Source organism: Halomonas citrativorans (assembly GCF_014898005.1).
Taxonomy (GTDB): domain Bacteria; phylum Pseudomonadota; class Gammaproteobacteria; order Pseudomonadales; family Halomonadaceae; genus Vreelandella; species Vreelandella citrativorans.
Genome location: NZ_JABUYX010000012.1, coordinates 1 through 25,597 on the forward strand (window position 1 = coordinate 1; position 25,597 = coordinate 25,597).

22 protein-coding genes, 2 tRNA genes and 1 pseudogene are annotated in these 25,597 nt (G+C 53.5%); 15 read left to right on the forward strand and 10 right to left on the reverse strand.

Annotated features, from left to right (window positions below):
- Window positions 1–77 precede the first annotated feature (77 nt).
- Window positions 78–1,817, forward strand: a pseudogene (locus INT20_RS11665) (efflux RND transporter permease subunit); the annotation flags it as partial.
- Window positions 1,818–1,921: 104 nt separating this feature from the next.
- Here INT20_RS11665 and INT20_RS11670 read toward each other — a convergent pair.
- On the reverse strand, window positions 1,922–2,350 hold the full coding sequence (locus tag INT20_RS11670) for a DUF3617 domain-containing protein (RefSeq protein ID WP_172117113.1): 429 nt from the start codon (window positions 2,348–2,350) through the stop codon (window positions 1,922–1,924).
- Between the two features lie 136 nt (window positions 2,351–2,486).
- On the opposite strand from INT20_RS11670, the gene INT20_RS11675 reads away from it, so the two are divergent.
- Complete coding sequence (locus INT20_RS11675; protein ID WP_087106752.1) at window positions 2,487–2,696, forward strand: CPXCG motif-containing cysteine-rich protein; 210 nt, start codon at window positions 2,487–2,489, stop codon at window positions 2,694–2,696.
- Between the two features lie 18 nt (window positions 2,697–2,714).
- On the opposite strand, the gene INT20_RS11680 is transcribed toward INT20_RS11675, so the two are convergent.
- The 4 genes from INT20_RS11680 to INT20_RS11695 form a co-directional block, all read right to left on the reverse strand.
- Window positions 2,715–3,536, reverse strand: coding sequence for an ABC transporter permease subunit (locus INT20_RS11680; protein ID WP_193054962.1), 822 nt, complete (start codon window positions 3,534–3,536; stop codon window positions 2,715–2,717).
- Entirely contained in the window at window positions 3,533–4,444 is a 912-nt protein-coding gene (locus INT20_RS11685) for an ABC transporter permease subunit (RefSeq protein WP_193054963.1), read from the reverse strand. The genes INT20_RS11680 and INT20_RS11685 overlap by 4 nt, the downstream gene beginning before the upstream one ends.
- Window positions 4,445–4,478: 34 nt before the next feature.
- Complete coding sequence (potA, locus tag INT20_RS11690) at window positions 4,479–5,696, reverse strand: polyamine ABC transporter ATP-binding protein (protein WP_193054964.1); 1,218 nt, start codon at window positions 5,694–5,696, stop codon at window positions 4,479–4,481.
- A 94-nt stretch (window positions 5,697–5,790) separates the two neighbouring features.
- The gene (locus tag INT20_RS11695; RefSeq protein WP_193054965.1) at window positions 5,791–6,894 is read right to left on the reverse strand and encodes a polyamine ABC transporter substrate-binding protein; all 1,104 of its coding nucleotides are present in this window, start codon (window positions 6,892–6,894) and stop codon (window positions 5,791–5,793) included.
- 356 nt (window positions 6,895–7,250) lie between these two features.
- Between INT20_RS11695 and ahpC the strand changes: the two genes are divergently transcribed.
- The 3 genes from ahpC to INT20_RS11710 all read left to right on the forward strand — a co-directional run bounded on the left by ahpC (window position 7,251) and on the right by INT20_RS11710 (window position 11,011).
- The gene (gene ahpC / locus INT20_RS11700) at window positions 7,251–7,814 is read left to right on the forward strand and encodes an alkyl hydroperoxide reductase subunit C (protein ID WP_193054966.1); all 564 of its coding nucleotides are present in this window, start codon (window positions 7,251–7,253) and stop codon (window positions 7,812–7,814) included.
- Window positions 7,815–8,045: 231 nt separating this feature from the next.
- Window positions 8,046–9,602 carry an alkyl hydroperoxide reductase subunit F gene (gene ahpF / locus INT20_RS11705; RefSeq protein ID WP_193054967.1) on the forward strand — a complete coding sequence of 519 codons (1,557 nt, stop codon included), beginning with the start codon at window positions 8,046–8,048 and terminating at the stop codon, window positions 9,600–9,602.
- A gap of 335 nt (window positions 9,603–9,937) precedes the next feature.
- Window positions 9,938–11,011, forward strand: a complete 1,074-nt coding sequence (locus INT20_RS11710; RefSeq protein ID WP_193054968.1) for an FUSC family protein — start codon at window positions 9,938–9,940, stop codon at window positions 11,009–11,011.
- A gap of 49 nt (window positions 11,012–11,060) precedes the next feature.
- Here INT20_RS11710 and INT20_RS11715 read toward each other — a convergent pair whose 3' ends face one another.
- Genes INT20_RS11715 through hemA form a run of 5 tightly spaced genes read right to left on the reverse strand, consistent with a single transcriptional unit; the run spans window position 11,061 to window position 15,599 of the window.
- The gene (locus INT20_RS11715) at window positions 11,061–11,819 is read right to left on the reverse strand and encodes a HesA/MoeB/ThiF family protein (protein ID WP_193054969.1); all 759 of its coding nucleotides are present in this window, start codon (window positions 11,817–11,819) and stop codon (window positions 11,061–11,063) included.
- Between the two features lie 4 nt (window positions 11,820–11,823).
- A complete protein-coding gene (locus INT20_RS11720) occupies window positions 11,824–12,324 on the reverse strand; it encodes an Lrp/AsnC ligand binding domain-containing protein (protein WP_087106768.1) in 501 nt (166 codons plus the stop codon).
- A 31-nt stretch (window positions 12,325–12,355) separates the two neighbouring features.
- A complete protein-coding gene (prmC, locus tag INT20_RS11725; RefSeq protein ID WP_193056981.1) occupies window positions 12,356–13,204 on the reverse strand; it encodes a peptide chain release factor N(5)-glutamine methyltransferase in 849 nt (282 codons plus the stop codon).
- The gene (gene prfA, locus INT20_RS11730) at window positions 13,204–14,292 is read right to left on the reverse strand and encodes a peptide chain release factor 1 (protein WP_172117122.1); all 1,089 of its coding nucleotides are present in this window, start codon (window positions 14,290–14,292) and stop codon (window positions 13,204–13,206) included. Before prfA ends, prmC begins: the two co-directional genes overlap by 1 nt.
- Entirely contained in the window at window positions 14,289–15,599 is a 1,311-nt protein-coding gene (hemA, locus tag INT20_RS11735; protein ID WP_193054971.1) for a glutamyl-tRNA reductase, read from the reverse strand. Before hemA ends, prfA begins: the two co-directional genes overlap by 4 nt.
- A gap of 246 nt (window positions 15,600–15,845) precedes the next feature.
- On the opposite strand from hemA, the gene INT20_RS11740 reads away from it, so the two are divergent.
- The 10 genes from INT20_RS11740 to INT20_RS11785 all read left to right on the forward strand — a co-directional run bounded on the left by INT20_RS11740 (window position 15,846) and on the right by INT20_RS11785 (window position 25,556).
- The gene (locus INT20_RS11740; RefSeq protein ID WP_193054972.1) at window positions 15,846–17,624 is read left to right on the forward strand and encodes a tetratricopeptide repeat protein; all 1,779 of its coding nucleotides are present in this window, start codon (window positions 15,846–15,848) and stop codon (window positions 17,622–17,624) included.
- 82 nt (window positions 17,625–17,706) lie between these two features.
- Window positions 17,707–18,348, forward strand: coding sequence for a lipoprotein insertase outer membrane protein LolB (gene lolB, locus INT20_RS11745; protein WP_172117125.1), 642 nt, complete (start codon window positions 17,707–17,709; stop codon window positions 18,346–18,348).
- Window positions 18,349–18,403: 55 nt separating this feature from the next.
- Complete coding sequence (gene ispE, locus INT20_RS11750) at window positions 18,404–19,267, forward strand: 4-(cytidine 5'-diphospho)-2-C-methyl-D-erythritol kinase (protein ID WP_193054973.1); 864 nt, start codon at window positions 18,404–18,406, stop codon at window positions 19,265–19,267.
- A 30-nt stretch (window positions 19,268–19,297) separates the two neighbouring features.
- Window positions 19,298–19,372, forward strand: a tRNA-Gln gene (locus INT20_RS11755).
- A gap of 57 nt (window positions 19,373–19,429) precedes the next feature.
- Window positions 19,430–20,371, forward strand: coding sequence for a ribose-phosphate pyrophosphokinase (locus tag INT20_RS11760; RefSeq protein ID WP_172117127.1), 942 nt, complete (start codon window positions 19,430–19,432; stop codon window positions 20,369–20,371).
- 96 nt (window positions 20,372–20,467) lie between these two features.
- On the forward strand, window positions 20,468–21,100 hold the full coding sequence (locus tag INT20_RS11765; protein ID WP_172117128.1) for a 50S ribosomal protein L25/general stress protein Ctc: 633 nt from the start codon (window positions 20,468–20,470) through the stop codon (window positions 21,098–21,100).
- Window positions 21,101–21,296: 196 nt separating this feature from the next.
- Window positions 21,297–21,878: an aminoacyl-tRNA hydrolase gene (pth, locus tag INT20_RS11770; protein WP_193054974.1), complete on the forward strand. Its 582-nt coding sequence runs from the start codon at window positions 21,297–21,299 to the stop codon at window positions 21,876–21,878.
- A gap of 82 nt (window positions 21,879–21,960) precedes the next feature.
- Window positions 21,961–23,052, forward strand: coding sequence for a redox-regulated ATPase YchF (ychF, locus tag INT20_RS11775; protein WP_172117130.1), 1,092 nt, complete (start codon window positions 21,961–21,963; stop codon window positions 23,050–23,052).
- A gap of 185 nt (window positions 23,053–23,237) precedes the next feature.
- Window positions 23,238–25,403, forward strand: a complete 2,166-nt coding sequence (locus INT20_RS11780; RefSeq protein ID WP_193054975.1) for a cation:proton antiporter — start codon at window positions 23,238–23,240, stop codon at window positions 25,401–25,403.
- Between the two features lie 76 nt (window positions 25,404–25,479).
- Window positions 25,480–25,556, forward strand: a tRNA-Met gene (locus INT20_RS11785).
- The last annotated feature ends 41 nt before the right edge of the window (window positions 25,557–25,597 follow it).

The following is a 25,597-nucleotide window of genomic DNA, read 5'->3' on the forward strand; positions in this document are numbered from 1 at the left end:
TCCTGGTCATCAGACACCTCGCTTATGGTGGCAATATTACCACCTACGTTGGTGTCCGGTTTTATTGAACCACTACAATTGGTCGGCTCTTTTCTGAGTTTGCCCTCACGATGGCGGCAGCCGTTGTTTTCTCGACACTCCTAGCGCTTACCCTAACCCCCATGATGGCGTCCAAGATTCTTAAACCCGGCATGCACGACAGCGCTGTGGGTAAAGGTGTCCAGTGGCTACTGGGTATTACTCAGCGACGTTACCAGCGTATCCTTGAGTGGCTGCTTGCACGCAGTTGGATAGTTGTCGGGGTATTTGCGCTGTTGATCGCCATGACGGCATGGCTAACCACCGAGCTACCCAATGAGTACACCCCACAAGAGGATCGTGGCAACTTTATCGTATTGGTGAATGGCCCTGAAGGCGCCACCTTCGATTACATGATGGACTACATGGATGAAATCGAAGCACGACTGGCTCCCCTGATAGAAACGGGTGAGCTTGAACGTGTGGTCGTACGTGCGCCACGCGGCTTTGGCAATATCGAGAATTTTAACGGCGGTTTTGTCATCATCAATATGGCCGACTGGGGCAGCCGCCGCAGCGCATGGGAGGTGATGGATGACGTGCGAGCGCTGCTAAGGCCGCTGCCTGGCGTTCAAGCATTCCCCGTTATGCGTCAGGGCTTTGGCCAACGCACACAAAAGCCTGTGCAGTTTGTGATTGGCGGCGGTAATTACGCAGAGCTCGCTCGCTGGCGCACCCTGCTGATGGACTATGTGCGGGAGGATAACCCACGCATTACGGCGCTTGAAAGCAACTATAACGAGACCCAGCCACAGCTCAGTGTCGAGATTAACTATGAGCGGGCAGCAGCGTTGGGCGTAACGATTACCGAAATAGGCCGTACGCTTGAAGTGCTGTTAGGCGGTCGCAACGTTACCCGCTACGTGGATAACGGCGAAGAGTACGACGTGATTATCGAAGGTGATCGCGATCGGCAGAACAGCCCCCGCGCCCTGGATAATATACAGGTACGCTCGGCACGTTCTGGTGAACTAATCCCTCTCGCAAGCCTCGTGACGCTTACCGACGTTGCTGGCGCCAGCACGTTAAACCGCTTTGACCGTATTCGAGCCATTACCATCGAGGCCAACCTGGCTGACGGCTACCCGCTTGGGGAGGCGCTTACATATCTACAAGCTACCGCCGACACGCTGTTGCCCGAAGAAGCACAAACCAACGTGGCAGGCCCTTCACGTGATTTTCAGCAGGCAAGTGGCGCGACCACCTTTCTGCTGATATTAGGCGCTATCGTGGTATTTCTAGTGCTAGCCGCACAGTTTGAAAGCCTTATCCATCCCTTGGTCATTATGTTGACCGTACCGCTCGCGATGAGCGGCGCCCTATTGGCGCTTTTGCTAAGCGGGCAGTCGCTTAACATTTATAGTCAGGTTGGCCTGGTGCTATTGATTGGTCTGGCTGCTAAAAATGGTATTTTGATCGTCGAGTTTGCCAACCAGCTACGTGATGAGGGCAAAGCCTTTCGTACAGCGCTCATTGAAGCCTCCGTCACCCGGCTACGACCTATTTTGATGACCGCAATCACCACCATGGCCGGAGCCATACCACTGATTATTTCAAGCGGGCCAGGCGCTGAATCCCGCCTGGTGATTGGCACGGTGATAATGGCAGGCGTTGGTGCGGCGACACTGTTCACGCTGTTTGTAGTGCCGGTTGCATACGACCTTTTGGCACGTCATACCGGCTCCCCCGGTGCGGTTAAACGGCGTCTGGAAGAGGAAATTTCCGACTCCGCCGGTTAGCGACGTGTTGCTGCTTTTCTTTCTAGAGGTAAAGAAAGGCTATCGGTCAAAAAAAGGGCGCCTCTTCAAAAAGAGGCGCCCTTTTCAGGCATCAACGCAAGTGATTATTCACACTCACCTACACGCTGACCTTCAATAGCGGTATTCATGGTCAGCTCGCCCATTGGCGACTGAGTGAGAATATCAACGCTGCCGCTGATTTGCTCGCCCATAAAGCTCATATCGCCATCAATATTGGCTTCACCACCCTCTGCGCGACATACCATGCTGTAAGAGAGACCGTCAGCACTCATTTCCTGATTGAGAAGCTCGCAGCCATCTTCTTCTTCGATAAACCCAAACTCGGCGCCTTCAAGGTCATCCTGAGTAATACATTGACGCTCGGTTTCCGTTTGGTCCGGAATATCCATGTCGCCACTGATGCTGGTCACGCTGACGAACTCCCACTCGCCTGGGGTAACATTCGGTGTTTCCGCCAAGGCGACCATCGGGAAGGCCAAAGTGGCCGCTACTACCATGTTTCGTAACATCATCGTTTCTCTCTTTAGCACGTTGAAAAACAGTCCGTGGAAAACCGCGTATATCCTACCTGATTCATCACCGCCATGCCCGACTTCGCGCAGACTGCTACACTGCCGCCAAGCTCCAAACTTTTAAAGGTAGCTGCTTATGCACGATGATGCCCTGGTAAACCACGATTTTAACTGCCCCTATTGCGATGCGCCTCTGACGTTTGTCATCGACACCTCTCAAGGCAGCCACGCCACGTGGGAAGATTGCCATCAATGCTGTGCGCCTATTCAGCTTGAAATCATCATCTCGCCCATGACCGGCGAACTTGAAGCCGTGTTAACCGGCCGAGACGATGACGTTTTCTAGCCAAACGCCTCCTTGTTGCTAATTTATTTGCCGCTTGGCTTCGCTACGACGCATCAGGTACCACGCCAAAAACGTCACCAGCGATACCGTCAAAATAATCAGCGTCGCCAGCGCATTAATTTTAGGCGATACGCCCATGCGAACAGATGAAAACACCACCATGGGCAGCGTATTGGCGCCAGGACCAGACACGAAGCTTGCGATGACCAGGTCATCCAACGACAGCGTGAAGGCAAGCAGCCAGCCCGCCGCCAGCGCAGGGGCAATAATGGGTAGCGTGATAAAAAAGAATGTTTTAAGGGGTGGTGAACCTAAATCCATTGCCGCCTCTTCTATCGAGCTATCCAACTCGCGCAGCCGTGCCGCCACTACAATGGCAACGTAAGCGCTGCAAAAGGTGGTATGCGCAATCCAGATAGTGCCTACACCACGGTCGGCGGGCCAGCCTGTCAGCTGTGCCATTTGAACAAATAACAGTAGCAACGACAGCCCGGTAATGACCTCGGGCATGACAAGGGGTGCCGTTACCATGCTGGAAAGCGCCGTTTTTCCACGGAAGCGTCCAAATCGCGTCATTACAAACGCCGCGACCGTTCCCAAACATACCGCCATGCTCGCGGCAAAAAACGCGATTTTTAGACTCGTCCATACTGCCGAGAGAATTTGTTGGTCCTGGAACAGCGCCCCGTACCACTGGGTTGAAAAGCCCGCCCACACGGTAACGAGCCTGGAAGAGTTGAAGGAGTACACCACCAACACCGCCATCGGCAGATAGAGGAACACCAGGCCGAGTATCAGCATCAAGGTTGAAAAATGCGGCCGCCGTCGTACTACGCTCATTCTTCAAGCCCCCGAGACTGGTAACGGTGAAACCAAACAATCGGTATTAACAGCAGCAGTAACATCACCATTGCCAGCGCCGAGGCAACGGGCCAATCGCGATTAAGGAAAAACTCCTCCCAAAGTACCTTACCAATCATCAGCGTATCCGGGCCGCCCAATAGCTCGGGAATAACAAACTCGCCCACGGCCGGGATAAATACCAACATTGACCCCGCAATAATTCCCCCCATCGAAAGGGGCAGCGTTACCTTGATAAAAGTATTGAGTTTACGTGACCCAAGGTCCGAAGCGGCCTCCAGTAGTGAATTATCCAGCCGGGTTAGATGGGCATAAAGCGGCAACACCATAAAGGGAAGATAGGCATAGACAATACCTATCACCACGGCAAACTGCGTGTTCATCATTCGTAAAGGCGTATCGATCAGACCCAACCCTATCAGTAGATTATTGATAAGGCCGCTGTTACTTAAAATCCCCATCCAGGCATACACGCGAATCAAAAACGAGGTCCAGGAGGGCAACATTACCAGCAACAACAACAGAAGCTGCCAGTGTGCTGGGGCACGGGCCATGGCGTATGCCATCGGGTAGCCGATCAACAAACAGGCCACGGTTGAGATAAACGCCGTTTTTACAGACCCCCAATAGGCAGCTGCATACAGCGAATCGGAGAGCAAAAACAGATAGTTGCCCACGTTTAGAAAGATATGCAGGGTCTGGTTGGTATACTCAAGCAGCGGCCCATAAGGAGGGATCGCCACAACCCCTTCCGACAAACTGATCTTCAGTACCAGGGCAAAGGGCAGCAAAAAAAACAGCAGTAGCCATACAAGCGGCAAGGCAATCACCGCCCGACGCCCTAACTGTAAGCGTTTGAACAGGGCAGTGAGTTGAGATGGCATCATCGCAAGCAATCTCCCAAGTAGCCAGAAAGGGCCATTAGCGGTTCAACACGATGGCACTGTGGTCTTCCCAGTAGACATACACACTGTCTTCCCAGGTTGGCCGGTCACCTCGCCGTTCGGTATTCGCCATGCTGACCTTAATCAACTGACCCGAGGCGGTGCGTACGTAGTAAAGCGAAAAACCACCCAGGTAGGCGATATCGTGAACTTTACCCTCTGCCCAGTTGTAATCAGACGAGGGTTTCTCACGCGTTAGCCAGATTTTTTCCGGACGCAGCGCGGCCCACACCCGCCGATCAACCGCTTGAGTGGTAATGCCGTGGTCGATATAAATGGGGCGCTCAAGCTCAGGCGATACGATTTGGCAGTGGTCAGCGGCATCTTCCACAATCTCGCCTTCAAACAGGTTCACCGTACCGACAAATTCCGCCACCATACGGCTGGCTGGGCTTTCGTATACATCGACCGGCGAGCCAACCTGCTCAATCCAGCCATCGGCCATAATGGCGACACGATCCGCCATGGTCATGGCCTCTTCCTGATCGTGGGTCACCATAATGCAGGTCACGCCTACCTGCTCAATAATCTCGACCACTTCCAACTGCATTTCAGTACGCAGCTTTTTATCCAGCGCGCCCATGGGCTCATCAAGCAGCAACAGTTTTGGCCGTTTGGCGAGGGAGCGCGCCAGCGCCACCCGTTGACGCTGGCCACCGGAAAGCTGATGCGGCTTACGCTTGGCAAAGCGTTCCATATGCACCAGTTTCAGCATTTGCGCCACGCGCGCATCTACTTCCGCCTTGGCAAGCTTGTCCTGCTTTAGCCCAAAGGCAATATTTTGCGCCACCGTCATGTGTGGAAATAGCGCATAGGATTGAAACATCATGTTAATCGGGCGCTTGTAGGGCGGGATCGCAGTAATGTCTTGACCGCCCAGCAAAATATGCCCGTCCGTGGGAGTTTCAAACCCGGCGAGCATACGCAACAGCGTCGACTTCCCCGAACCCGACCCGCCTAAAAGCGCAAAAATCTCACCACGCTTCACCTGTAAATTTACATTATCTACCGCCAAGGCCTCGTCAAAGCGCTTACATAAGCCTTTAACTTCTAGCACGATGTCTTCTGCAAACCGCGGTGTCTTGCCTTGTGGGCGTTGTATCGCCAAGCCAGACGCTGCCGTTTCGTTCACTGAAGGTTCGTTTGCCGAGGGTTCGCTCGCCGAATTTCCGTCCGACAGGGGCGTAGTGACCATTCGCCACTCCCATCAAAAGACCCGGAAAACCGGGCATTAAAAGATGAACAGCGAGACAGGCAAAAGGCCTGGCTCGCTGTCGGATGAGGTTAGCTTAACGGCCAGACTTTACACGGTTCCACACACGTGTACGGATACGTTGTACCGGCTGTGGCATGTCAAGCGCCACATACAGGTTTTGCATAACCTCGGCTTCGGGATAGATCGCCGGGTCATTCAGAATTTCTTCCGGAAGGTAAGCATCGGCCGCCGCATTGGGGTTGGCGTAGCTGACGTAATCGGTAATTTCTGCGGCAATTTCCGGGTCCAGGATAAAGTTAATAAAGGCATGGGCGTTTTCAGCATTGGGCGCGTCCGCCGGGACCGCCATAACATCAAACCACAAGGCGGCGCCTTCTTTAGGAATGCTATAGCCAATGTCAAAATCACGCCCTGCTTCCTCGGCACGCTCAGCAGCCTGGAATACATCGCCTGAATATCCGCCTGCCACACAAATATCGCCATTGGCCAAGTCGGATACGTAGCGTGAAGAGTGGAAATAGGTAATATCATCGCGCACGGCGCTAATCACTTCACCGGCGGCTTCAAAGTCTTCCGCGTTTTCGCTTAGCGGGTTCAGGCCCAAGTAAGCCATGGCCGCGGGCAGCATTTCCTCACCCGTATCCAGCATTGAAATACCGCAACCCGCCTTTTTTAACGCGGAGGTAATTTCAGGGTCAAATAGCATTGCCCAACTATCGACCGGCGCATCATCGCCCAGGATCTCTTTCACGCGCTCAACATTGTAGCCAATACCGTTAGTGCCCCACATGTAAGGCACTGAGTAGTCGCCATCAGGGTCAATCGCGTCTAAATTTTCCATCAACTCGGTATTGAGATTTTCCAGGTTTGGTAACTGCTCTTTATCAAGCGCTTGATAAACGCCCGCTTGGCGTTGACGCGTAAAAAAGTGCGTAGAAGGCACCACTACGTCATACCCCGAACGGCCTGCCAGCAAGGCAGCGTCAAGCGTCTCATTACTATCATAAACATCGTAGGTAACATCAATGCCGGTACGCTCGGTAAATTTTTCAAGCGTTTCCGGTGCTATATAATCTGACCAGTTATATACCCGTACCTCATCGGCATGGGCGACTGTCGCCGCTGCGGCTAAAGAAACGGCCGCAACGGCCCCGGAAAGTTTGTGAATGTTCCCCATTTCGTGCTCCTCATTATCCAAAAACAGTTATTCAGCAACGGTTATTCAAAAACAGCTCTTCAAAACAGTACCATCTAGATTAACGCCAGCCATCAGCCACTCGCCGTTAGCGTGGGCTTTTCTACTGAACGCGAATTTTGCGGCGCAGCGGTCTCTATCGCAAGTCAATGTGAAAGATTCTTGCATTATAGTGGGCCTGCCCCCACTTCAAGGTCTGCGGAGCGTAGATAGGCTGCTGCATAATAGTAAAAGACTATACGCTAAATGGTGTTTTTCAATTTTAGCTATCAGGAAAATACCCCTACTATAGTCCTCAACATTTTCACCTTCATTCACAAGACACGGAGATAATCTGGATGTCCTTGATCAACACTGAAGTAAAACCGTTTAAAGCTACCGCCTATCTAGATGGCGAATTTATTGATGTCACCGAAGCTGACCTGAAGGGAAAATGGTCCATCTTCTTCTTCTACCCGGCTGACTTTACGTTTGTTTGCCCAACGGAGCTTGGCGACCTGGCCGACAACTACGAAGCCTTCAAAAAGCTGGGCGTTGAAATTTACAGCGTTTCAACCGATACCCACTTCACCCATAAAGCATGGCACGATAGCTCCGAAACGATCGGCAAGCTTCAGTACCCAATGCTGGCTGACCCCACGCTGCAAATCTCGCGTAACTTTGAAGTCCTGATTGAAGAAGCAGGCCTTGCAGAACGCGGCACGTTTGTTATCGATCCCGACGGTAAAGTTCAGATCGTTGAAATCAACGCGGGCAACATCGGCCGTAATGCCGAAGAGCTACTGCGCAAAGTTAAAGCTGCCCAGTATGTTCGTGAAAACCCCAACGAAGTATGCCCGGCCAAATGGAAAGAAGGCGAAGAAACACTCGCGCCCTCTTTAGACCTCGTTGGCAAAATCTAAACGGCGAGTGCTGCCATCTTCGTTATCTTAATCGCTCTTGAAGCGCCGCTTACGATAACGGCTTAACCAGATGGCAGCCTAACACCCGGGCTTTTTTCACCCGGGTGTTCTCTTTACATCGCGCTATATGTTCTCCCTTTTATACCGACTTCGCTGTGATTTTCACTAGCGAGGGCTAAATGTGGCTAAGGGTTGAGAACACCTTTTACAGATTACGAGGAATTCACTGTCATGTTGGACGCTAATTTAAAAAATCAGTTGAAAGCTTACTTGGAAAAAGTGACTCAACCGTTCGAGATCGTTGCGTCCCTTGATGACGGTGACAAGTCACGTGAACTTCACGGCCTGTTGGAAGATATCAACGGGCTGAGTGACATGATCACCCTGAAAACGGATGGTCAGGATAGCCGCACACCCTCTTTTGCGATCAACCGCACAGGTGAAGAGACGGGTGTTGTATTTGCCGGTATTCCCATGGGCCACGAGTTTACGTCGCTGGTTCTGGCACTGCTGCAAGTAGGTGGACACCCACCGAAAACCTCTGACGAGGTGCTTAACCAGATTAAAGCGCTCGAAGGCGATATGCTCTTTGAGACCTACTACTCGCTGTCCTGCCAGAACTGCCCCGATGTGGTTCAGGCGTTAAACCTGATGGCGATCTTTAATCCCAACGTCCGCCATGTGGCGATTGATGGGGCGCTCTTCCAGGACGAAGTTGAAGAGCGTGAAATTATGTCAGTGCCCAGTATTTATCTAAACGGTAAGCCGTTCGATCAGGGCCGCATGACCCTTGAGCAAATTCTGGCCAAAGTGGACACGGGCGCCGCCGACCGCGAAGCCAAAAAGCTAAGCACCAAAGCCGCATTCGATACACTGGTGATCGGCGGTGGCCCCGCGGGTGCTGCAGCTGCCATTTATTCTGCCCGCAAAGGCATTAATACCGGTGTTGCGGCTGAGCGTTTTGGTGGCCAGGTAGCGGATACCATGAGTATCGAAAACTTTATTTCGGTTACTCATACAGAAGGTCCCAAGCTTGTTAGCGCGCTTGAAGAGCACGTCAAGGATTACGACGTTGATATAATGAACTTGCAAACGGCAGCTGCCTTTAAAGCCGCTGAGGCCGAAGGTGGCTTGCACGAAGTGACCTTTGAGTCAGGTGCAAAACTCAAGAGCAAAACACTGGTTCTAGCGACCGGCGCCCGTTGGCGCGAAATGAATGTCCCCGGCGAGCAGCAATACCGCAACAAAGGCGTTGCTTACTGCCCGCACTGCGACGGCCCGCTATTTAAAGGCAAGCGCGTCGCGGTTATTGGCGGCGGCAACTCTGGCGTTGAAGCTGCCATTGACTTGGCGGGCATCGTTGCTCACGTCACCCTTTTCGAATTTATGGGTGAAATGCGTGCCGATGCAGTACTGCAGAAAAAACTTAAGAGCCTGCCCAACGTGGACATTATCTTAAATGCTCAAACCACCGAAGTAACCGGTGACGGCAGCCGCGTTAATGGCCTGACCTACAAAGACCGCAACACCGATGAGACTAAAAACATCGCGCTGGAAGGCATCTTTGTCCAGATTGGCCTGGTGCCAAATACCGAGTGGCTGAAAGGCTCGCCCATCGAAATGACGCCGCGCGGGGAGATCATTGTCGACTCTCACGGCATGACCTCGGTACCCGGCGTATTTGCCGCGGGTGATGTTACCACGGTGCCTTACAAACAGATTATTATTGCCATGGGCGAAGGCGCTAAAGCCTCACTTGGCGCGTTTGATTACCTGATCCGTAACTAATCGCCAAGCACCAACACCAAAAAGCGGGTAGTGGTTTTCCACTACCCGCCTCCCCTATCCCTTTGACGTATAAGACCGTGACGTCATAACCGCTGCTGGCGGTTTTTTTGTCTTCCCTTTACGCGTAATTTGCCCTTCGTCACTGCTCAACACTGAGCCGTCTGATAAACGTATAAGCCGTACAGTGTCTAGCGCCGTATGGTGAAATCTGCCCGCCATCAAAGCACGTGAACAATACTGCGTCATCCTGGTGATTGCCAGACTCAGCCTCTCTGTATATCTTAACCATTGTTAGCAGAAGGTAATGCTGTTCAATGAATCAAGGACTGCACACAATGACCTCAATGAAAAAGGCATCTGCTTCACCGGACCCATCATCCTCTTCTAAACCCCGCTGGCAGTGGGGCCGAGCAATCCGTGCTGCCGTCAGTATTTTTTTACCTCTTATGGCAGGACTCATGCTTGGCCATATCATGACGGGAATGTGGATAGCCATGGGATGCTTGATGATGGTTACCGGGGAGGTATCAGGCAGCTATCGTGACGTGTATCGAGCAATGTTTATTTCTGCTTGTATCGGATCAGTAGGATATTTAGCCGGGTATTTGCATATATTGCCCTGGAGCGCGGTTATTATCATAATGATGTGTGCAGGAGCTGTGGCCCAACTGCTTAGCAACGTTAGCCATACGTTATCAATTGCAATGTTACAGATTTTACTCTTGGCATCTATCGCCCTGGGCGTGCCTTCGATTAATAACTTCTGGATGCCCGCTCTTTTATATCTTGTAGGCATGGTTCTTTACGCGCTTTTACTGGGCATCGAAATTCTTTTCTGCCGCTATCTGGCAAAAAACAGAGATGCAACGCTTAACGCAGCCAGCCAAAGCACCCCAACCAAACCAGTAGCCATAGTAGCGAGCCACCACTACGCGCAAGCGTGCGCTCTGGCCGTATGCTTAGGCGTTGCCTATAGCGCACACCTGGTTGATGATAATCCGCACTGGTTTTGGATTCCGTTAACCGTCGGATTAATCATGAAGCCTGACTTGGGCTCAATCCACAAGCGAGCTCTTCAACGTATAACGGGCACACTGCTGGGCGTTATACTGGGTGTATTAATCTTGCTTTTTGTTCCTAAAAACGTTGCCTTTGTTCTGCTTATGGCTATTTTAGCGGGCATCCTACCTTGGGCAATGAAATACTCCTATGCGCTACAGGCAGTCTTTCTCACACCATTGATACTGATGCTCATTAACATCATTTTGCCTGGTAGTGCGGATATTAATTACGCCACACAGCGATTACTAGACACAGTCATTGGAAGTTTCATTGTTATTGTATTTGGCTACCTGCCATTAAAATACTATCAGTCGAAATATTTTAAAAATCAGCCAGACACTCTATAAGCGGTTACTTTTCAGGCAGGCTGGATAGATCTTTCTGCGAAACATCGCCCTATTTAGGTATCACACTGCACACAGTGCAAGCCGGATCACGCGGTACATTGAAGTGTCGCCACTGGCCTCGTAGGCCATCAAAGGTTGCAAGCCCTTGGTGGGCTTGCCCGGCGCCGCTTAGCAATTTGAACGCCTCAACTGCTTGAAAACATCCGATCAACCCCACCAACGGCGCCATCACACCACTTTCTGCGCAGCCAAGTGCTTCATCGCCCATATCGTCCGGTGGGTAAAGGCAAGCATAGCAGGGGCAGTTTGGGTCACGGGGGCTAAACACCGCAAGCTGACCAGAAAAGCGAATGGCAGCGCCTGACACCAACGGAACACCTACTTTTTGCGTGGCAGCATTGATGGCATAGCGGCTGGAAAAACGATCCGTACAATCCAGCACCACATCGGCAGCAGCAACGAGCTGCTCCAGGGCTTCCCCCTCCGCATGCGTTTCAAGTGCTGTAATACGGCAATCCGGGTTTAGCGCCTGCATACTGGCCTTGGCAGAAGCCGCCTTATTCTGCCCAATGCTTGCCTGCTGATGAGCAATTTGACGCTGAAGGTTAGACAACTCGACATGATCAGCATCTACAATCGTTATCCGCCCGACACCCGCAGCGGCCAGGTAAAGTGCCGCCGGCGAGCCCAACCCACCCGCACCGATGATCAGAGCATGGGCACTACGCAAGCGCTCTTGCCCTTCAATATCCACTTCAGGCAGCATAATGTGACGGCTGTAGCGCAGCAGTGTCTGATCATCCATCATCGACTTATTTGTCCTCAAAGTGCTCAACGTCGGGTACATGCAGGCTAAAGCTTTCTTTCACCTCTTCCATCACCACGTAACTTTTAGACTCTTTGACGCCGGGGAGCGTAAGCACCACGTCTCCTAATAGCTGACGGTAGGCGGCCATTTCTGGAATGCGGCATTTCAAGATGTAATCAAACTGCCCAGAGACCAGATGGCACTCCTGGATTTGCGGCAGCTTTTCAACGGCTCGACGAAATTCATCAAATACGGCTGGCGATTGAGTTTCCAGGCTAATTTCAACAAAGACCAGTAAATTGGCTTTTAGCGCCTGGGGGTCAAGAATCGCCTGGTAGCCACGAATAATGCCCGCGCGCTCCAGGCGCTTGACACGCTCCAAACAAGGAGTTGTGGATAAACCAACCTCTGATGCCAAATCAACATAGGAAATACGTGCATTTTCCTGCAAGCAGCGCAGGATTTTAAGGTCGATACGGTCTAGCGTTCTATTTTTAGGTTTCATAGCAGGATCCACTACAGATAAGCCAGACGAGCTAGTAGCGCCCAAGGGTAATACGCTCATGCCCACCGAGGTCGCAAATACTTTCAACGTTTTGATAACCCGCATCCACCAGCGCTGCGCGCACTGAGACTGCCTGACGATAGCCATGCTCTAGCAGCAGCCACCCTGAGGCTGTTAAGTAGCGCCGCGCCGTGGCCACTAAATGTATCAAATCGGCCAGCCCATCGCCCCCTGCCACCAGCGCACTCAGCGGCTCAAAGCGCACATCCCCTTGGTGCAAATGCGGATCGTCAGCGGCAATATACGGCGGATTACTCACAATAAGATCAAACCGCTCTATGGGTGCCGCATCCTGCTCAAAGGCAGCAAACCAATTGCTTTGCATGAACGCTACGTTATCGATCCCTAACGCGGCTGCGTTTCGCTGTGCCAAAGAAACCGCTTCTGAGCGAAGGTCGACACCAACCACCTGCCAACCAGGCTGCTCACTGGCAAAGGCCAGTGCAATGGCTCCGGTGCCCGTACCTAAATCCAGCAAGCGCCCGACGGGAGCGGCAACGTGGTTGAGCGCTGTTTCTACCAGCGTTTCGGTATCCGGCCGCGGTATTAGCGTCTCTTTTGAAGTGACCAACCGCAACCCCCAAAACTCTCGCTCACCGGTCAGGTAGGCCACTGGCTGCCCCTGAGCACGCGCCGCCACCAGTGCATCAAAGCGCGCATGCTCCCACCGGGGACAATCACGGTCGCCCCAGGTATACAGCCATGTGCGATCCCGTTGAATTACGTGGGCAAGCAGGACGTCGGCATCCAGGCGCGGCGAGGCTGAGCCGGCGGCCTTTAAGCGCTCTGCTGCGGCCTGTAAAAGCGCATCAAACGTCATTACGTGTCCTGAAGCGCCGATAGCTGTTCGGCTTGATACTCGTGGATCAAGGGCTCAATGACCTCATCCAATTGCTCGCCGCTCACCACTTCATTGAGCTTATAAAGCGTCAGGTTGATACGATGATCGGTAATTCGACCTTGAGGGAAGTTGTAAGTACGGATACGTTCGCTACGATCACCAGAGCCTACCAGCGAGCGACGGGCATCCGCCTGCTCCTGACGTTGGCTATCGACCGCATTACGCTTCAATTTCGCGGCAAGCAGCGACATCGCCTTGGCCCGGTTTTTATGCTGACTACGCTCTTCCTGGCACTCAACCACTACGCCTGTCGGTATGTGGGTAATACGAATCGCTGAGTCGGTGGTGTTAACGTGCTGGCCACCGGCTCCACTTGAACGGTAGGTATCGACGCGTAAATCCGATGAATTAATATCGATATCGCCAACATCATCAACTTCAGGCATCACCGCCACGGTACATGCCGACGTATGAATACGCCCTTGAGATTCAGTAGCAGGAACGCGTTGCACCCGGTGAGCACCCGACTCAAATTTCAAACGCGCATAGACGCTATCCCCCTTAACGCGGGAAATAATCTCTTTATAGCCACCCTGCTCGCCATGGTTGGTACTCACTACTTCGACGCGCCAGCCACGTTTTTCCGCATAGCGTGAGTACATACGAAACAGATCACCTGCAAAAATCGCGGCTTCATCACCACCGGTACCGGCACGTACTTCCAAAAACACGCCTCGGCCATCATCGGGGTCTTTAGGCACCAGCAAACGCTTTAGCTCAGTATCCAGTAGGTCTAGCTGCTCGCGCCCTTCACTGACTTCCATCTCGGCAAGCTCACGCATATCAGGATCATCGTCCCGACTAAGCTGCTGGGCTGCCTCAATATCGTTTTCAACGCTGCGATAGCGCTGCCAAGCCGCTACCAGCTCATCCAGCTCGGCGTACTCACGTGAATAGTCGCGAAAGCGCTGCTGATTATTAATGACCTCAGGGTCAGACAGCAGCATCGCCAGCTCTTCAAAACGTTCGGTAAAGCTATCGAGGCGTTGGCGCAAGGTATCTTTCATGCGGGCGTATTATCCTTCTGGCGGTTAGCCGTGGGCGCGGGCTTTTCAAAGGCGGGTTTAACAGGCAATAGTAAGCGTGGCGCGGCCTCCAGCAAGTCATGCTGCTCTTGCGAGGCGGCATCGCGTATTGCTTGCGTGGGCTGGTGCATTAAGCGATTAGCCAGTTGGTGAGCCAGCCGTTCAATCACTTTGGTTGGGTCTTCACCGCGCGCCAAGCGCTCCAACGCCTGATCGCGCGATTGATCGCGCAGGGTTTCGGCGTGCTGACGGTAATCACGAATCAACTCGCCACCGTTACGAATACGTTTTTCATGCTGCCAACTACTGACACCGTGTTCAATCAGTGACTCGGCCTGGTCAGCAGCCACTTGGCGATAGCGACGATTCTCTTCGATCACCTCTTCCAGATCATCAACCGTATAAAGGAATACATCGGCAAGCTCGCCTACTTCGGATTCAATATCCCGCGGCACGGCGATATCCACCATAAAAACCGGGCGGTGGCGACGCTTTTTAAGTGCGCTTTCAACCATCCCCTTGCCTAAAATCGGCAGGGGTGATGCGGTGGAAGAAATAACGATATCGGCCTCTTCCAGCGCGGCCGGAATTTCAGACAGCGTAATCGCCTTACCACCCAATCGCGAGGAGACAAGCTCAGCACGCTCACGTGTGCGGTTAGCCACGGTTAATTGACGTACACCGGCTTCATGTAGATGACGCGCGACCAGCTCGATGGTTTCACCCGCACCGATTAACAACGCCCGCGAGCGACTAAAATCATCAAAAATTCGGCTTGCCATGCTCACCGCAGCATAGGCCACCGAAACCGGATTTTTGCCAATCCCGGTTTCGGTACGTACCTGCTTGGCAATTGCAAAGGTATATTGAAAAAGACGCTCAAGCTCGCCGCCTAACCCCTGCATTTGGCGCGCCTGTTGATAGGCATCTTTCAATTGCCCAAGTATTTGCGGCTCACCCAAGACCATCGAATCCAGACCAACGGCCACACGCATTAAATGGCGCGCAGCGTCGTTGTCTAAATAGTGGTACGCGCAGCGGGTCAGCTCCTCAACACTCAAGTTATGAAAACGCCCTAGCCACTCAAGCACGGCTTGCTCGCCAGCAGCGTCCGTTACGCAATATAGTTCAGTACGGTTGCAGGTGGAGAGCACCGCTGCTTCGCTAATATGTGACAGACCACGCAGTTGCTCCAGCGCGTGTTCTAACTGCGTCGGAGTAAAGGCTACCTGCTCGCGTACGGCCACACTGGCAGTACGGTGATTGATTCCCAAGGCAAGAAGCGTCATACGGTATGCGTCTTCGCTAGTGGTTCGGTCATCACGTTGCTATCGGTCTTGAAGTCTCAATGGTTTACGTCTTACGCTTAATTAGCGCAAGTCTGGGCAACGGCTGATCATTACTCAATTGCGCTTATCTGCCAGCCTTTCAAGGCCGACTATTCTATCACAGCAGACTAACATCTGGCGTACATCACTTTGCCGCAGCCAGCCAAGCCGCTATGCTGAACGCTCGGCCACTAAAATGAGAGACGCATGCCCCTTCGCTCACTACAATTGGGTTCATCCCTACTGCCCTTGGCCGCCACCGTGGTATTCCTGAGCGGCTGCCAGTCAGCACCCTCTTATAAAGGCGGCTTGCCAGACCTGATAGCTTCTGACCCCATGCAGTCGGCCCCACCTATTACCCGAGGCCTGGACGCCGATGGTCTACGTACGCTGCTTACGGCGGAATTAGCGGGCCAACGTGGCGATTACCGCTCTGCCAGCCAAGGTTACCTGGAGGCATCGCAACGCTATAGTGTTCCGGCGCTGGCTGAACGCGCCACTTTTGCGGCTCGGTTTGGTGACGATGTAGCGTTAATGGAGGCATCCGCACTGCGTTGGCGTGAGCTGGCCCCCTCGGCAGAATCACCCAACCAGCTACTGGCCGCGATCTCTTTGCAGCGCGGTGACTGGCTGGACAGCCTTGAACAGCGGCTAGCGATCACTCAAGCAGGCGGCAATGGCGAGCTTGCGGCCTTCGTCGACATCGCTATCACGGAAGGGAGCGCACCGCTCAACTTACTGGCCCAATTGATGCGCGCCCACCTGGCTCAGCCCAGTGCAGAGCAGCTTGAGTATCATAGCGATGCCTTGCTTGCCACTGCGCTACTTGAATCAGCGCTTGGCAATACCCGCCAAGCGCAAGCGTATCTGGACGACGTTGCAAAGCAAGCGCCAGAATCGGCGACGCTTTGGCTTGCCCAAGCACAACTGGCGCTCGAAGCTGGCGATCTACACACAGCCAGGCGAGCCGCGCAACACGGCGCCAGCATTGCCCCCGATGACGTACGGTTTACGCTGCTGCTGGCTCAAGCCGAAATTCGTTTGAATAATATTGCCGCCGCAGAAGCACAAACGGATGCGCTACTGGAAAGCCATGACGGAAACCAGCGCTTACGCTTGGCCCTAACGCAACTCTACCTTGAGGAAGGCTACAGCGAGCCTGCTTACCGCCTGCTGCAGCCACTCACAAGTCAGGACAATGTTCCCGACCTTGCCTACTACCTGCTGGGCGCTATTACGCAGTCCCAGGGCGATACCGATAACGCACTGCTTTACTACCGCCAGGTAGGCGAGGGAGAGGAGTTTTTACCCGCCCGTGCGGCAGCCGCTCGCATGTTGATTGACGATGACCGTGTAATGGATGCGCGGGCTTTTTTACGCATTGAGCGAATGCGCTATGAAAATTACTTTGACGACCTGGTCGCCCTTGAAGTGCAACTGCTGGACGAACTGAACGCGCCCGATGAAGCATTAGCGCTACTTGACCGCGAATTGGCGCGCACACCGGATGACGTTAACCTGCTTTATTTACGCGCCATGCGCTCCTGGCAGAGTGGCAACTTCCCAGGCATGGAGCAAGATTTACGTCAGCTTTTGCGTGTTGAACCCAACAACGCAAATGCCTTAAATGCACTGGGCTATACCTTGGCAGACCTTAACTTGCCAGGACGCATGGAAGAAGCCCGCGAGCTGATTGAGCGCGCCTACGAAGAAGACCCCAGCAACCCAGCGATACTTGATAGCATGGGCTGGGTATATTTCCGGCTGGGCCAAAATGAAGAAGCGCTTGTCTGGCTTGAAAGTGCCTATAACCAGATGCCCGACCAGGAAGTGGCCGCTCATTTGGCCGAAGTCTTACATGCCCTTGGTCGTAGCGATGAGGCTCGCATGTTAATCCAACGGGTGCTTGATAACACAACGCACCACCCCCAGGTTGACGAGTTACTTGAACGTCATCCTGGACTAACCCCGTCAGGTGCTCCCTAACGGGGCTGGCGCCTCTCTTTATGCTCGGTACGCCATTAAGACGCTGCCATTACCCTTTCAACACATTGACATGGAGCCTGTTATGTTGAACACACTGCCCACTTTTATGCGCTTTACCAGCACCGCACGCGCCCCTCGCCTCTTGCTTGCCAGCATAGCGTTACTGCTACTTGCCGGGTGCGCGACGCAAGGCCCGATGGAAGAAGGTGGCCGCCAAGCAGGTCAATGGGAACGCCAGCAAGCGGATGTTGAAGCCTTTGATACCTGGACGTTGATCGGCAAGGCAGGCCTTCGCACACCACAAGAGAATCAGAGCGCCAACCTGGACTGGAGCCAACACCCCCACTATTTCCGCATGCTGATCAGCGGGCCGTTTGGTGGGGGCCGCAGCGTACTTGAAGGTCGTGAAGGTCGCTTCTCGCTAACCACGGGTGATGGCCGCTTTGAAGCAGAAACACCGGAAGCACTGATGGAAGAGCAGTTAGGCTGGTCACTTCCGGTTAGCGCCATGCCTGACTGGGTGCGCGGCCTGCCCGGTGAACATGCAAGCTATCAGTTGGAAACCGACGAGCTGGGCTTTCCGCAGCACATGCAGCAGGATGGCTGGGAAATTGATTACCGCGACTGGGAAGAGGTTGAAGGTATGTGGCTACCTCGCCGCCTGGTGATGAACTATGACGATGTACGCATCACCCTGGTCGTTAACCAGTGGCGCTCTCAATAACGGTGTATGCGCCCGTTGAGTTGTCGCGCCTAATTCAAGTCACGTGAGAGCGTTAATGCCTGCTTCTTTAACACTACCCGCACCTGCGAAGCTCAATCGTATGCTGCACATTGTGGGCCGTCGTGACGACGGCTATCACGAACTACAAACCCTGTTTCAAATCGTTGATATCAGTGATCAGCTCACACTCACCCTGCGCGAAGACGGCGATATCACGCTCGCCACTCCGGTAAACGGTGTGGCTCACGATGACAACCTGATGGTTCGCGCAGCCCGCCTGCTTCAGCGCGCGGCAGGCACGTCACCAAAAGCCATGCCAGGGGCTACGCTAACCATTGAGAAGAAGCTTCCCATGGGAGGCGGACTGGGCGGGGGCAGCTCGAATGCTGCCACCGTATTACTGGGGTTAAACAAGCTGTGGCAATTAGGACTTTCAATGGAGGCATTAGCCAGGCTGGGCTTACAGCTTGGCGCCGATGTACCGGTCTTTATTTATGGACACAGCGCCTGGGCCGAAGGGATTGGTGAAAAGCTGACCTCCGTGACGCTGGATACGCCCTGGTTTGTGATTATTCACCCGAAAGTGAGCGTCTCAACCCCCCTAATCTTCCAGGACCCGGAATTGACACGCGACAGCCGCCCCATTACTATGGCGCGCGCACTGCAGGGGGGAGCGTCTGAGTGGCGTAACGACTGCGAGGCCATCGTAAAAAAACGCTATCCGCTGGTGGCGGAAGCGCTTGATTGGCTCGCGCAGTATGCACCTGTTCAGCTGACCGGTACTGGCGCTTGTCTGTTTGCGACGTTTGAGTCTGAACAAGCCGCACGTACAGTCGCTGAATTGGCAGGTCAACGCTGGCCGACATGGGTCGCACGCGGCCTGAACACCTCTCCCCTACAAGATGCTCTGGGCTGCTGAAAGCGCCCGGTCATCGCATTAGGTTATTGCTGGGGTATCGCCAAGTGGTAAGGCACCGGTTTTTGGTATCGGCATTCCCAGGTTCGAATCCTGGTACCCCAGCCAACCTGACATGATCTGCGTTTTCTCCCCTGATTCCAAACACTGCAAAGGTGGCTGCGCGTGTCAAAATTGATGGTTTTCACCGGGAACGCCAATCCCGAACTCGCTCAAAAGATTGCCGAGAGCTTGGACAGCCGTATGGGTAATGCCACGGTTGGCCAATTTAGCGACGGCGAAATCGCAGTCGAGATCAATGAGAACGTGCGCGGTAAGGACGTGTTTATCCTCCAGTCCACCTGTGCACCGACGAATGACAACCTGATGGAGCTGATCCTGATGGTTGATGCTCTGCGTCGTGCCTCAGCGGCGCGGATTACGGCGGTTGTGCCGTATTTCGGCTATGCCCGTCAGGATCGCCGCGTACGCTCTGCTCGTGTCCCTATTTCCGCTAAAGTGGTGGCGGACATGATGGTAAAAGCGGGTGTTGATCGCGTAATGACGATGGACCTGCACGCCGACCAAATCCAGGGGTTCTTCGATGTCCCGGTAGACAACGTCTACGGTTCGCCGATTCTTCTGGATGATATCGAGCGCCAAAACTACGCTGACTTGGTCGTGGTTTCACCCGACGTAGGCGGTGTCGTTCGTGCTCGTGCTATCGCCAAACAGCTGAATGCTGACCTTGCGATTATCGACAAGCGTCGCCCCCAAGCCAATCAGGCTCAGGTGATGCACATCATCGGTGAAATTGAAGGCCGTACTTGCGTAGTCGTTGACGACATGATCGACACCGCTGGTACGCTTTGCAAAGCCGGTGAAGCGCTGAAAGATCATGGCGCTGCACGCGTAGTGGCCTATGCGACACATCCGATCTTGTCCGGCCCTGCCGTTGACAACATCACCAACTCTGTACTGGACGAAGTTGTCGTGGCCGACACTATTCCGCTTGCTGACCATGCGCGTCGCAGTGGAAAAATTCGTCAGTTGAGCGTTGCCGGTTTGATTGCAGAAGCTATCCGTCGGGTTAGCAACGAAGAATCTGTTAGCGCGATGTTCCATTGATCGCCTAACGATATAGCCCCCTTCTGGGGCCTTGGAAACGTCGTCGTCTGGTCGCGGACAGCGGCGTTTTCTTACTTAAACCAAGAGGCAAATTACATGTCTGATTTTATCCTGAAAGCCAGCGTTCGTAACGACCTGGGGAAAGGTGCGAGCCGCCGCCTGCGTCGTGCGAACCAACAAGTACCGGCCGTTGTTTACGGCGGTGAAAAAGGCGCGCAATCAATCTCTGTAGAAAAAACTGCTTTCTACAAAGCGATTGAAGACGAAGTCTTCTTCTCCTCAGTAATCAAGCTGGTTATCGATGGTAAAGAAGAGCAAGTAGTGGTACGTGATCTTCAGCGTCACCCCTACAAGCCGCTTCTGACTCACGCTGACTTCCTGCGTGTTGACGCTACTCATGAAATCACCATGAACGTACCGCTTCACGTAATCAGCGAAGAAAAGTGTGTGGGCATCAAAGACCAGGGCGGCGAACTGCACGTACTGGCTAACGAAGTTGCCATCAGCTGCCTACCGAAAGACCTGCCTGACTACCTGGAAGTTGATATTTCCGAGGTTGAGCTGGGCACGATCCTGCACCTGTCTGACCTGACACTGCCGAAGGGCGTTTCCTCCGTTGACCTGTCTCACGGTGAAGAGCACAACCACGCCATTCTCAGCATTACGAAAGTTAAAGTACGTAATGACGAAGAAGCAGACGAAGGCGAAGAAGGCACCAGCGCTGAGTAAGGCCGATAAGGGTGCGCATCGCCTTAATGGCTGAATACGTACCTGGCCCGGGCCATGCTCGTATGGCCCGGGAATGATAAGATCAAGCGCTTCGGCGCTTGATTTTTTTTGCGACTTGCCTTTTTGCAACTGCACCTCAAGCCGCCAATGACGCACGACGTCAAGAATACGCCCGGATTTTTTTGGAGGTAGGTCAATGAGTCAGGTAACGGCCCTGATAGGACTAGGCAACCCCGGCGCCGAGTATGATACCACCCGGCACAATGCGGGTTTCTGGCTAGTCGATGCCATTGCGCGCAGCGCCCATACCGAACTGCGCCCGGAAAAGAAGTTCCTCGGCCTGTATGCCAAGGCCCGCGTGGGCGACCACGAGCTTCATCTGCTCAACCCTACCACCTTCATGAACCGAAGCGGCGCCTCTGTGGCAGCGCTTACCCAGTTTTTTAAACTTGCCCCCGAGAATTTACTGGTCGCTCATGATGAGCTAGACCTCCCCCCGGGGCAGGCGCGCTATAAAACAGGCGGTGGCCACGGTGGTCATAACGGCCTGCGCGATATCATCAGCGCACTTGGCAACCAAAAGCAGTTCCACCGTCTACGCATAGGCATCGGTCACCCAGGTGAGGCACGTCAGGTCACCCACTACGTGCTTGGTCGGCCCGGCAAAGACGAGCAGGCGGCCATTGATCATGTGCTTAACGAGTGCGAAGCCACACTCCCGCTTGTACTTGATGGCGATTGGGCGAAAGCCATGAATCGCCTGCATAGCGTAAAATAGTTACTATCGATTTTTTTTCACTTTAGACCCGCGCTGAACACATCCTTTCGTTAGCGCGCGCCTAGCGGCCAGGAATGAACTTATGGGCTTTAACTGCGGTATCGTCGGCCTACCCAACGTAGGCAAATCCACGCTCTTCAATGCGTTGACAAAATCAGGCATTGATGCGGAAAACTTCCCGTTTTGTACGATAGAACCCAACGTAGGCATCGTTCCCATGCCTGACCCGCGTTTGGACAAGCTGGCTGCGATCGTCAAGCCTGAACGAGTCCTGCCTACGACCATGGAGTTTGTCGATATCGCAGGCCTCGTAGCAGGCGCCTCCAAGGGTGAAGGTCTGGGCAATAAATTTCTTGCCAACATTCGCGAAACCCAAGCGATTGCCCACGTGGTGCGCTGCTTTGATAACGACAACGTTATCCATGTTGCCAACCAGGTTGACCCTCGCGCCGACATCGAAACGATCAACCTCGAGCTTGCCCTGGCGGACCTGGATACCGTTGAGAAGGCCAGCCAGCGGCTCTTGCGTTCGGTCAAAGGCGGCGATAAGGAGGCCATCGCGACCAAAGCCATCCTCGACAAGATTGAGCCACACCTGGCCGAAGGCCACCCATTGCGCAGTTTTGGTCTGGATGAGGACGAAAAGCGTCAGGTGAAAAGCTTTGGTTTTTTAACCCTAAAGCCCACCATGTACATCGCTAACGTCAATGAAGACGGGTTTGAGAACAACCCTTACCTGGACATCGTTAAAGAAATAGCTGCCGAAGAAGGCGCCGTCGTGGTGCCCGTCTGCAACCAGCTGGAAGCTGAAATCGCTGAGCTGGAAGATGAAGAACGCGCCATGTTCCTGGGTGAGATGGGCATGGAAGAGCCCGGCCTTGACCGCGTTATTCGCGCAGGTTATGCCCTACTGGGCCTGCAAACCTACTTCACTGCAGGTGTAAAAGAAGTCCGCGCATGGACAGTAAAACAGGGTGCTACGGCCCCAGAGTCTGCTGGCGCTATCCATACTGACTTCCAGAAAGGCTTTATCCGCGCAGAAGTGATCGCCTATGACGATTTTGTCTCACTGGGCGGTGAGCAAGGTGCTAAAGATGCGGGCAAATGGCGTCTGGAAGGCAAAGAGTACATTGTGAAAGATGGTGATGTGGTGCACTTCCGGTTTAACGTTTAATTGACCACCCCGTAATCTGCTAGCTCCTGCCATGGGCGCACCCCTGCGCTCATGGCAATTTGTCTCTTCATCTGCCACCTTCAGGCAACGCCCCTCCCCCTTTTTTCTTAATTTTTCAGTGGCATCCTACGCCCAGCCGACTAATACTGAGGCATCCGAGCTTATTCAACCGGAAGCTGATACCTATGGAAACACTGTACAAAGTGCTGTTACTTGGCAGCCTGATGCTTATGATCATTGCGCTGGTGCAACGGCTCTCTGCGCGTACGGCGTTTCCTGAAGCGACGCTGCTGGCGTTAACAGGCATCACCCTGGGGCTCTCTTACGCGACCCTGTCGACATTGTGGCCTGCCATAGATCTCTTTGATCCTCTCTTATCAGCATCCTTGCCTGCTGAAATATATCTGTGGATCTTTCTCCCCCCGCTGTTGTTCCAGGCAGCGCTTAGTGTCGATGTTCGTGAAATGGTGCCTGATGCAGCGCCTATTTTACTCCTTGCGGTAGTGGCTGTTTTCGTTGCTACAGGTATGGTGGGCCTGTCTATATGGCTGCTAGGCGCAGCAGCGCTGCCTGTTGGGCTGTTACTTGGCGCCGTCATCGCGACAACTGACCCATCCGCCGTCATTGCCATTTTCCGTAACGTTGGAGCACCTCCACGGCTAATCCGTCTAGTGGAAGGCGAGAGCCTGCTAAATGATGCGGCCGCAATCGCGATTGTCAGCGTGCTACTCGCCTCACTTACCGACCATGTCGCTACCACTGCGCTACAGGTGGCCGGAATGCTAGCGTTATCCCTGGGTGGCGGTTTGATCCTTGGCGCCATCATCGGGCGTATCGGTGCAGAGGCGCTCGCTCTTATCGGTAACGATGGCAAAGCGCAGATAGCCATCACGCTTTCTCTGCCATACCCCACCTACCTGCTGGGCGAAAGTTTCGGTGTTTCGGGGGTTGTCGCCGTCGTAGCCGCGGGCCTGGTGCTCAACGGTTTAGGCAGAACGCGGACGTCGCCCGCCAATTGGGAATACCTGCAACTTCTCTGGGTGCAAATTGCCTCCGTCGCGGGTGCCATGGTGTTTTTGCTCGCCATGCTGCAAGTGCCAAAAATGCTGGAAGGGATGACTCTTGCGTGGCTACCGTTACTCGTAGCGATTATTCTGGCGACCTTACTGGCACGCCTCCTCGTTCTATTTGGCTTTCTGCCACTGTTGAATCGACTCAAGCTTTCAACCCCGATCAGCGCAAGCTATAAGCTGGCTATCACCTGGGGAGGACTACGTGGCGCGGTCACACTCGTACTTGCGCTTGGCGTTGCAGAGCAAACAGCGCTTTCAGCAGACGTTCGCCATTTTGTCGCTATCCTGGCCACCGGCTTTGTACTATTCAGCCTACTGGTTAATGGAACCAGTCTTCAGGCGGTCATTCGCAAGCTAAAACTTGATCAGCTAAACCCTTACGATAAAGCGCTTCAGCAACAGGCTATTCATCTTTCGACCATTGAGGTTGAAAGCGCGCTACAACGCACAGCGCAAAACTTCAACATTGCCCCCTCCATCACCGATGATGTCATTGCTAAATTTCGTCGTGATATGGCCATCGAGACGGCCCCTTTCGCGCTTGACCAAGCGCTACCTGAGCGAGACCGTATGGCAATTGCGCTGGTGACGCTGGCTGTTCGAGAGCGCGATCTTATTCCGCGTTACGGAAACGGCGTCACCAGTATCCATAACCTGGATACGATGATGCGCGCCAGCGGCAGAACCATTGATGCGGCTCGCTCAGAGGGCCGCTTGGGTTATAACAGAGAAACACGGAAAATAACCTCACACACTCGCTGGATTAAGCTGTGCACCTTTCTTCACCAGCATATGAGGATTCGCTGGCCGCTGACACGTCTGCTATCTAACCGTTTTGAGCTATTAATTTGCCACAGGGCGGTACTAGAAGAGTTGCGCCATTACACGACACAGCGGCTAACCCCGCTATTCGGCCAGCGCATGGCTGAATTACTTGATGAGGTGCTCAATATAAGGATCAGCGCTGTCGATCAAGCAATACGTGAGACGGAAGCAAAGTTCGGTCGTCACGCCTACCAACTTGAGCAGCGCATGTTACGCCTTTATGCGTTGCGCCGAAGTGCTGAAAGCATGGAAGAAATGGTAAAAGACCGCTTAATCTCTCAACAGGTTTTCGACGATATACAGCGTGGTTTACATCGCATTTGGCACAAGGCAACTGACCGTCCCAGCCTTTCCGGGCACGATTACGAGCACTTTCCTAAACACTCTCCTAAGCACTCCCCCAAGCCCCCTCACAAGTTCACTGACAAACCACCTCAAAAAGGCAACGAGTAACTACCTGGGCATCGCGCTTATTACGTTAAAATATTGACGAGCGGAAAAAAGCTGTTAATATACGCCCCCGTTGAAAGGCTACGTAGCTCAGCTGGTTAGAGCACATCACTCATAATGATGGGGTCCCCTGTTCAAATCAGGGCGTAGCCACCAACACCGAATAGCGAAAGGCCCGCTGACTAAGTCAGCGGGCC

What these genes read in the sequence shown, in the direction of transcription:
- INT20_RS11670 (WP_172117113.1), bottom strand. Translation starts at nt 2,350, where the DNA reads ATGATGTTACGAAACATGGTAGTAGCGGCCACTTTGGCCTTCCCGATG.
- INT20_RS11675 (WP_087106752.1), top strand. Translation starts at nt 2,487, where the DNA reads ATGCACGATGATGCCCTGGTAAACCACGATTTTAACTGCCCCTATTGC.
- INT20_RS11680 (WP_193054962.1), bottom strand. Translation starts at nt 3,536, where the DNA reads ATGAGCGTAGTACGACGGCGGCCGCATTTTTCAACCTTGATGCTGATA.
- INT20_RS11685 (WP_193054963.1), bottom strand. Translation starts at nt 4,444, where the DNA reads ATGATGCCATCTCAACTCACTGCCCTGTTCAAACGCTTACAGTTAGGG.
- potA (WP_193054964.1), bottom strand. Translation starts at nt 5,696, where the DNA reads ATGGTCACTACGCCCCTGTCGGACGGAAATTCGGCGAGCGAACCCTCG.
- INT20_RS11695 (WP_193054965.1), bottom strand. Translation starts at nt 6,894, where the DNA reads ATGGGGAACATTCACAAACTTTCCGGGGCCGTTGCGGCCGTTTCTTTA.
- ahpC (WP_193054966.1), top strand. Translation starts at nt 7,251, where the DNA reads ATGTCCTTGATCAACACTGAAGTAAAACCGTTTAAAGCTACCGCCTAT.
- ahpF (WP_193054967.1), top strand. Translation starts at nt 8,046, where the DNA reads ATGTTGGACGCTAATTTAAAAAATCAGTTGAAAGCTTACTTGGAAAAA.
- INT20_RS11710 (WP_193054968.1), top strand. Translation starts at nt 9,938, where the DNA reads ATGACCTCAATGAAAAAGGCATCTGCTTCACCGGACCCATCATCCTCT.
- INT20_RS11715 (WP_193054969.1), bottom strand. Translation starts at nt 11,819, where the DNA reads ATGATGGATGATCAGACACTGCTGCGCTACAGCCGTCACATTATGCTG.
- INT20_RS11720 (WP_087106768.1), bottom strand. Translation starts at nt 12,324, where the DNA reads ATGAAACCTAAAAATAGAACGCTAGACCGTATCGACCTTAAAATCCTG.
- prmC (WP_193056981.1), bottom strand. Translation starts at nt 13,204, where the DNA reads ATGACGTTTGATGCGCTTTTACAGGCCGCAGCAGAGCGCTTAAAGGCC.
- prfA (WP_172117122.1), bottom strand. Translation starts at nt 14,292, where the DNA reads ATGAAAGATACCTTGCGCCAACGCCTCGATAGCTTTACCGAACGTTTT.
- hemA (WP_193054971.1), bottom strand. Translation starts at nt 15,599, where the DNA reads ATGACGCTTCTTGCCTTGGGAATCAATCACCGTACTGCCAGTGTGGCC.
- INT20_RS11740 (WP_193054972.1), top strand. Translation starts at nt 15,846, where the DNA reads ATGCCCCTTCGCTCACTACAATTGGGTTCATCCCTACTGCCCTTGGCC.
- lolB (WP_172117125.1), top strand. Translation starts at nt 17,707, where the DNA reads ATGTTGAACACACTGCCCACTTTTATGCGCTTTACCAGCACCGCACGC.
- ispE (WP_193054973.1), top strand. Translation starts at nt 18,404, where the DNA reads ATGCCTGCTTCTTTAACACTACCCGCACCTGCGAAGCTCAATCGTATG.
- INT20_RS11765 (WP_172117128.1), top strand. Translation starts at nt 20,468, where the DNA reads ATGTCTGATTTTATCCTGAAAGCCAGCGTTCGTAACGACCTGGGGAAA.
- pth (WP_193054974.1), top strand. Translation starts at nt 21,297, where the DNA reads ATGAGTCAGGTAACGGCCCTGATAGGACTAGGCAACCCCGGCGCCGAG.
- ychF (WP_172117130.1), top strand. Translation starts at nt 21,961, where the DNA reads ATGGGCTTTAACTGCGGTATCGTCGGCCTACCCAACGTAGGCAAATCC.
- INT20_RS11780 (WP_193054975.1), top strand. Translation starts at nt 23,238, where the DNA reads ATGGAAACACTGTACAAAGTGCTGTTACTTGGCAGCCTGATGCTTATG.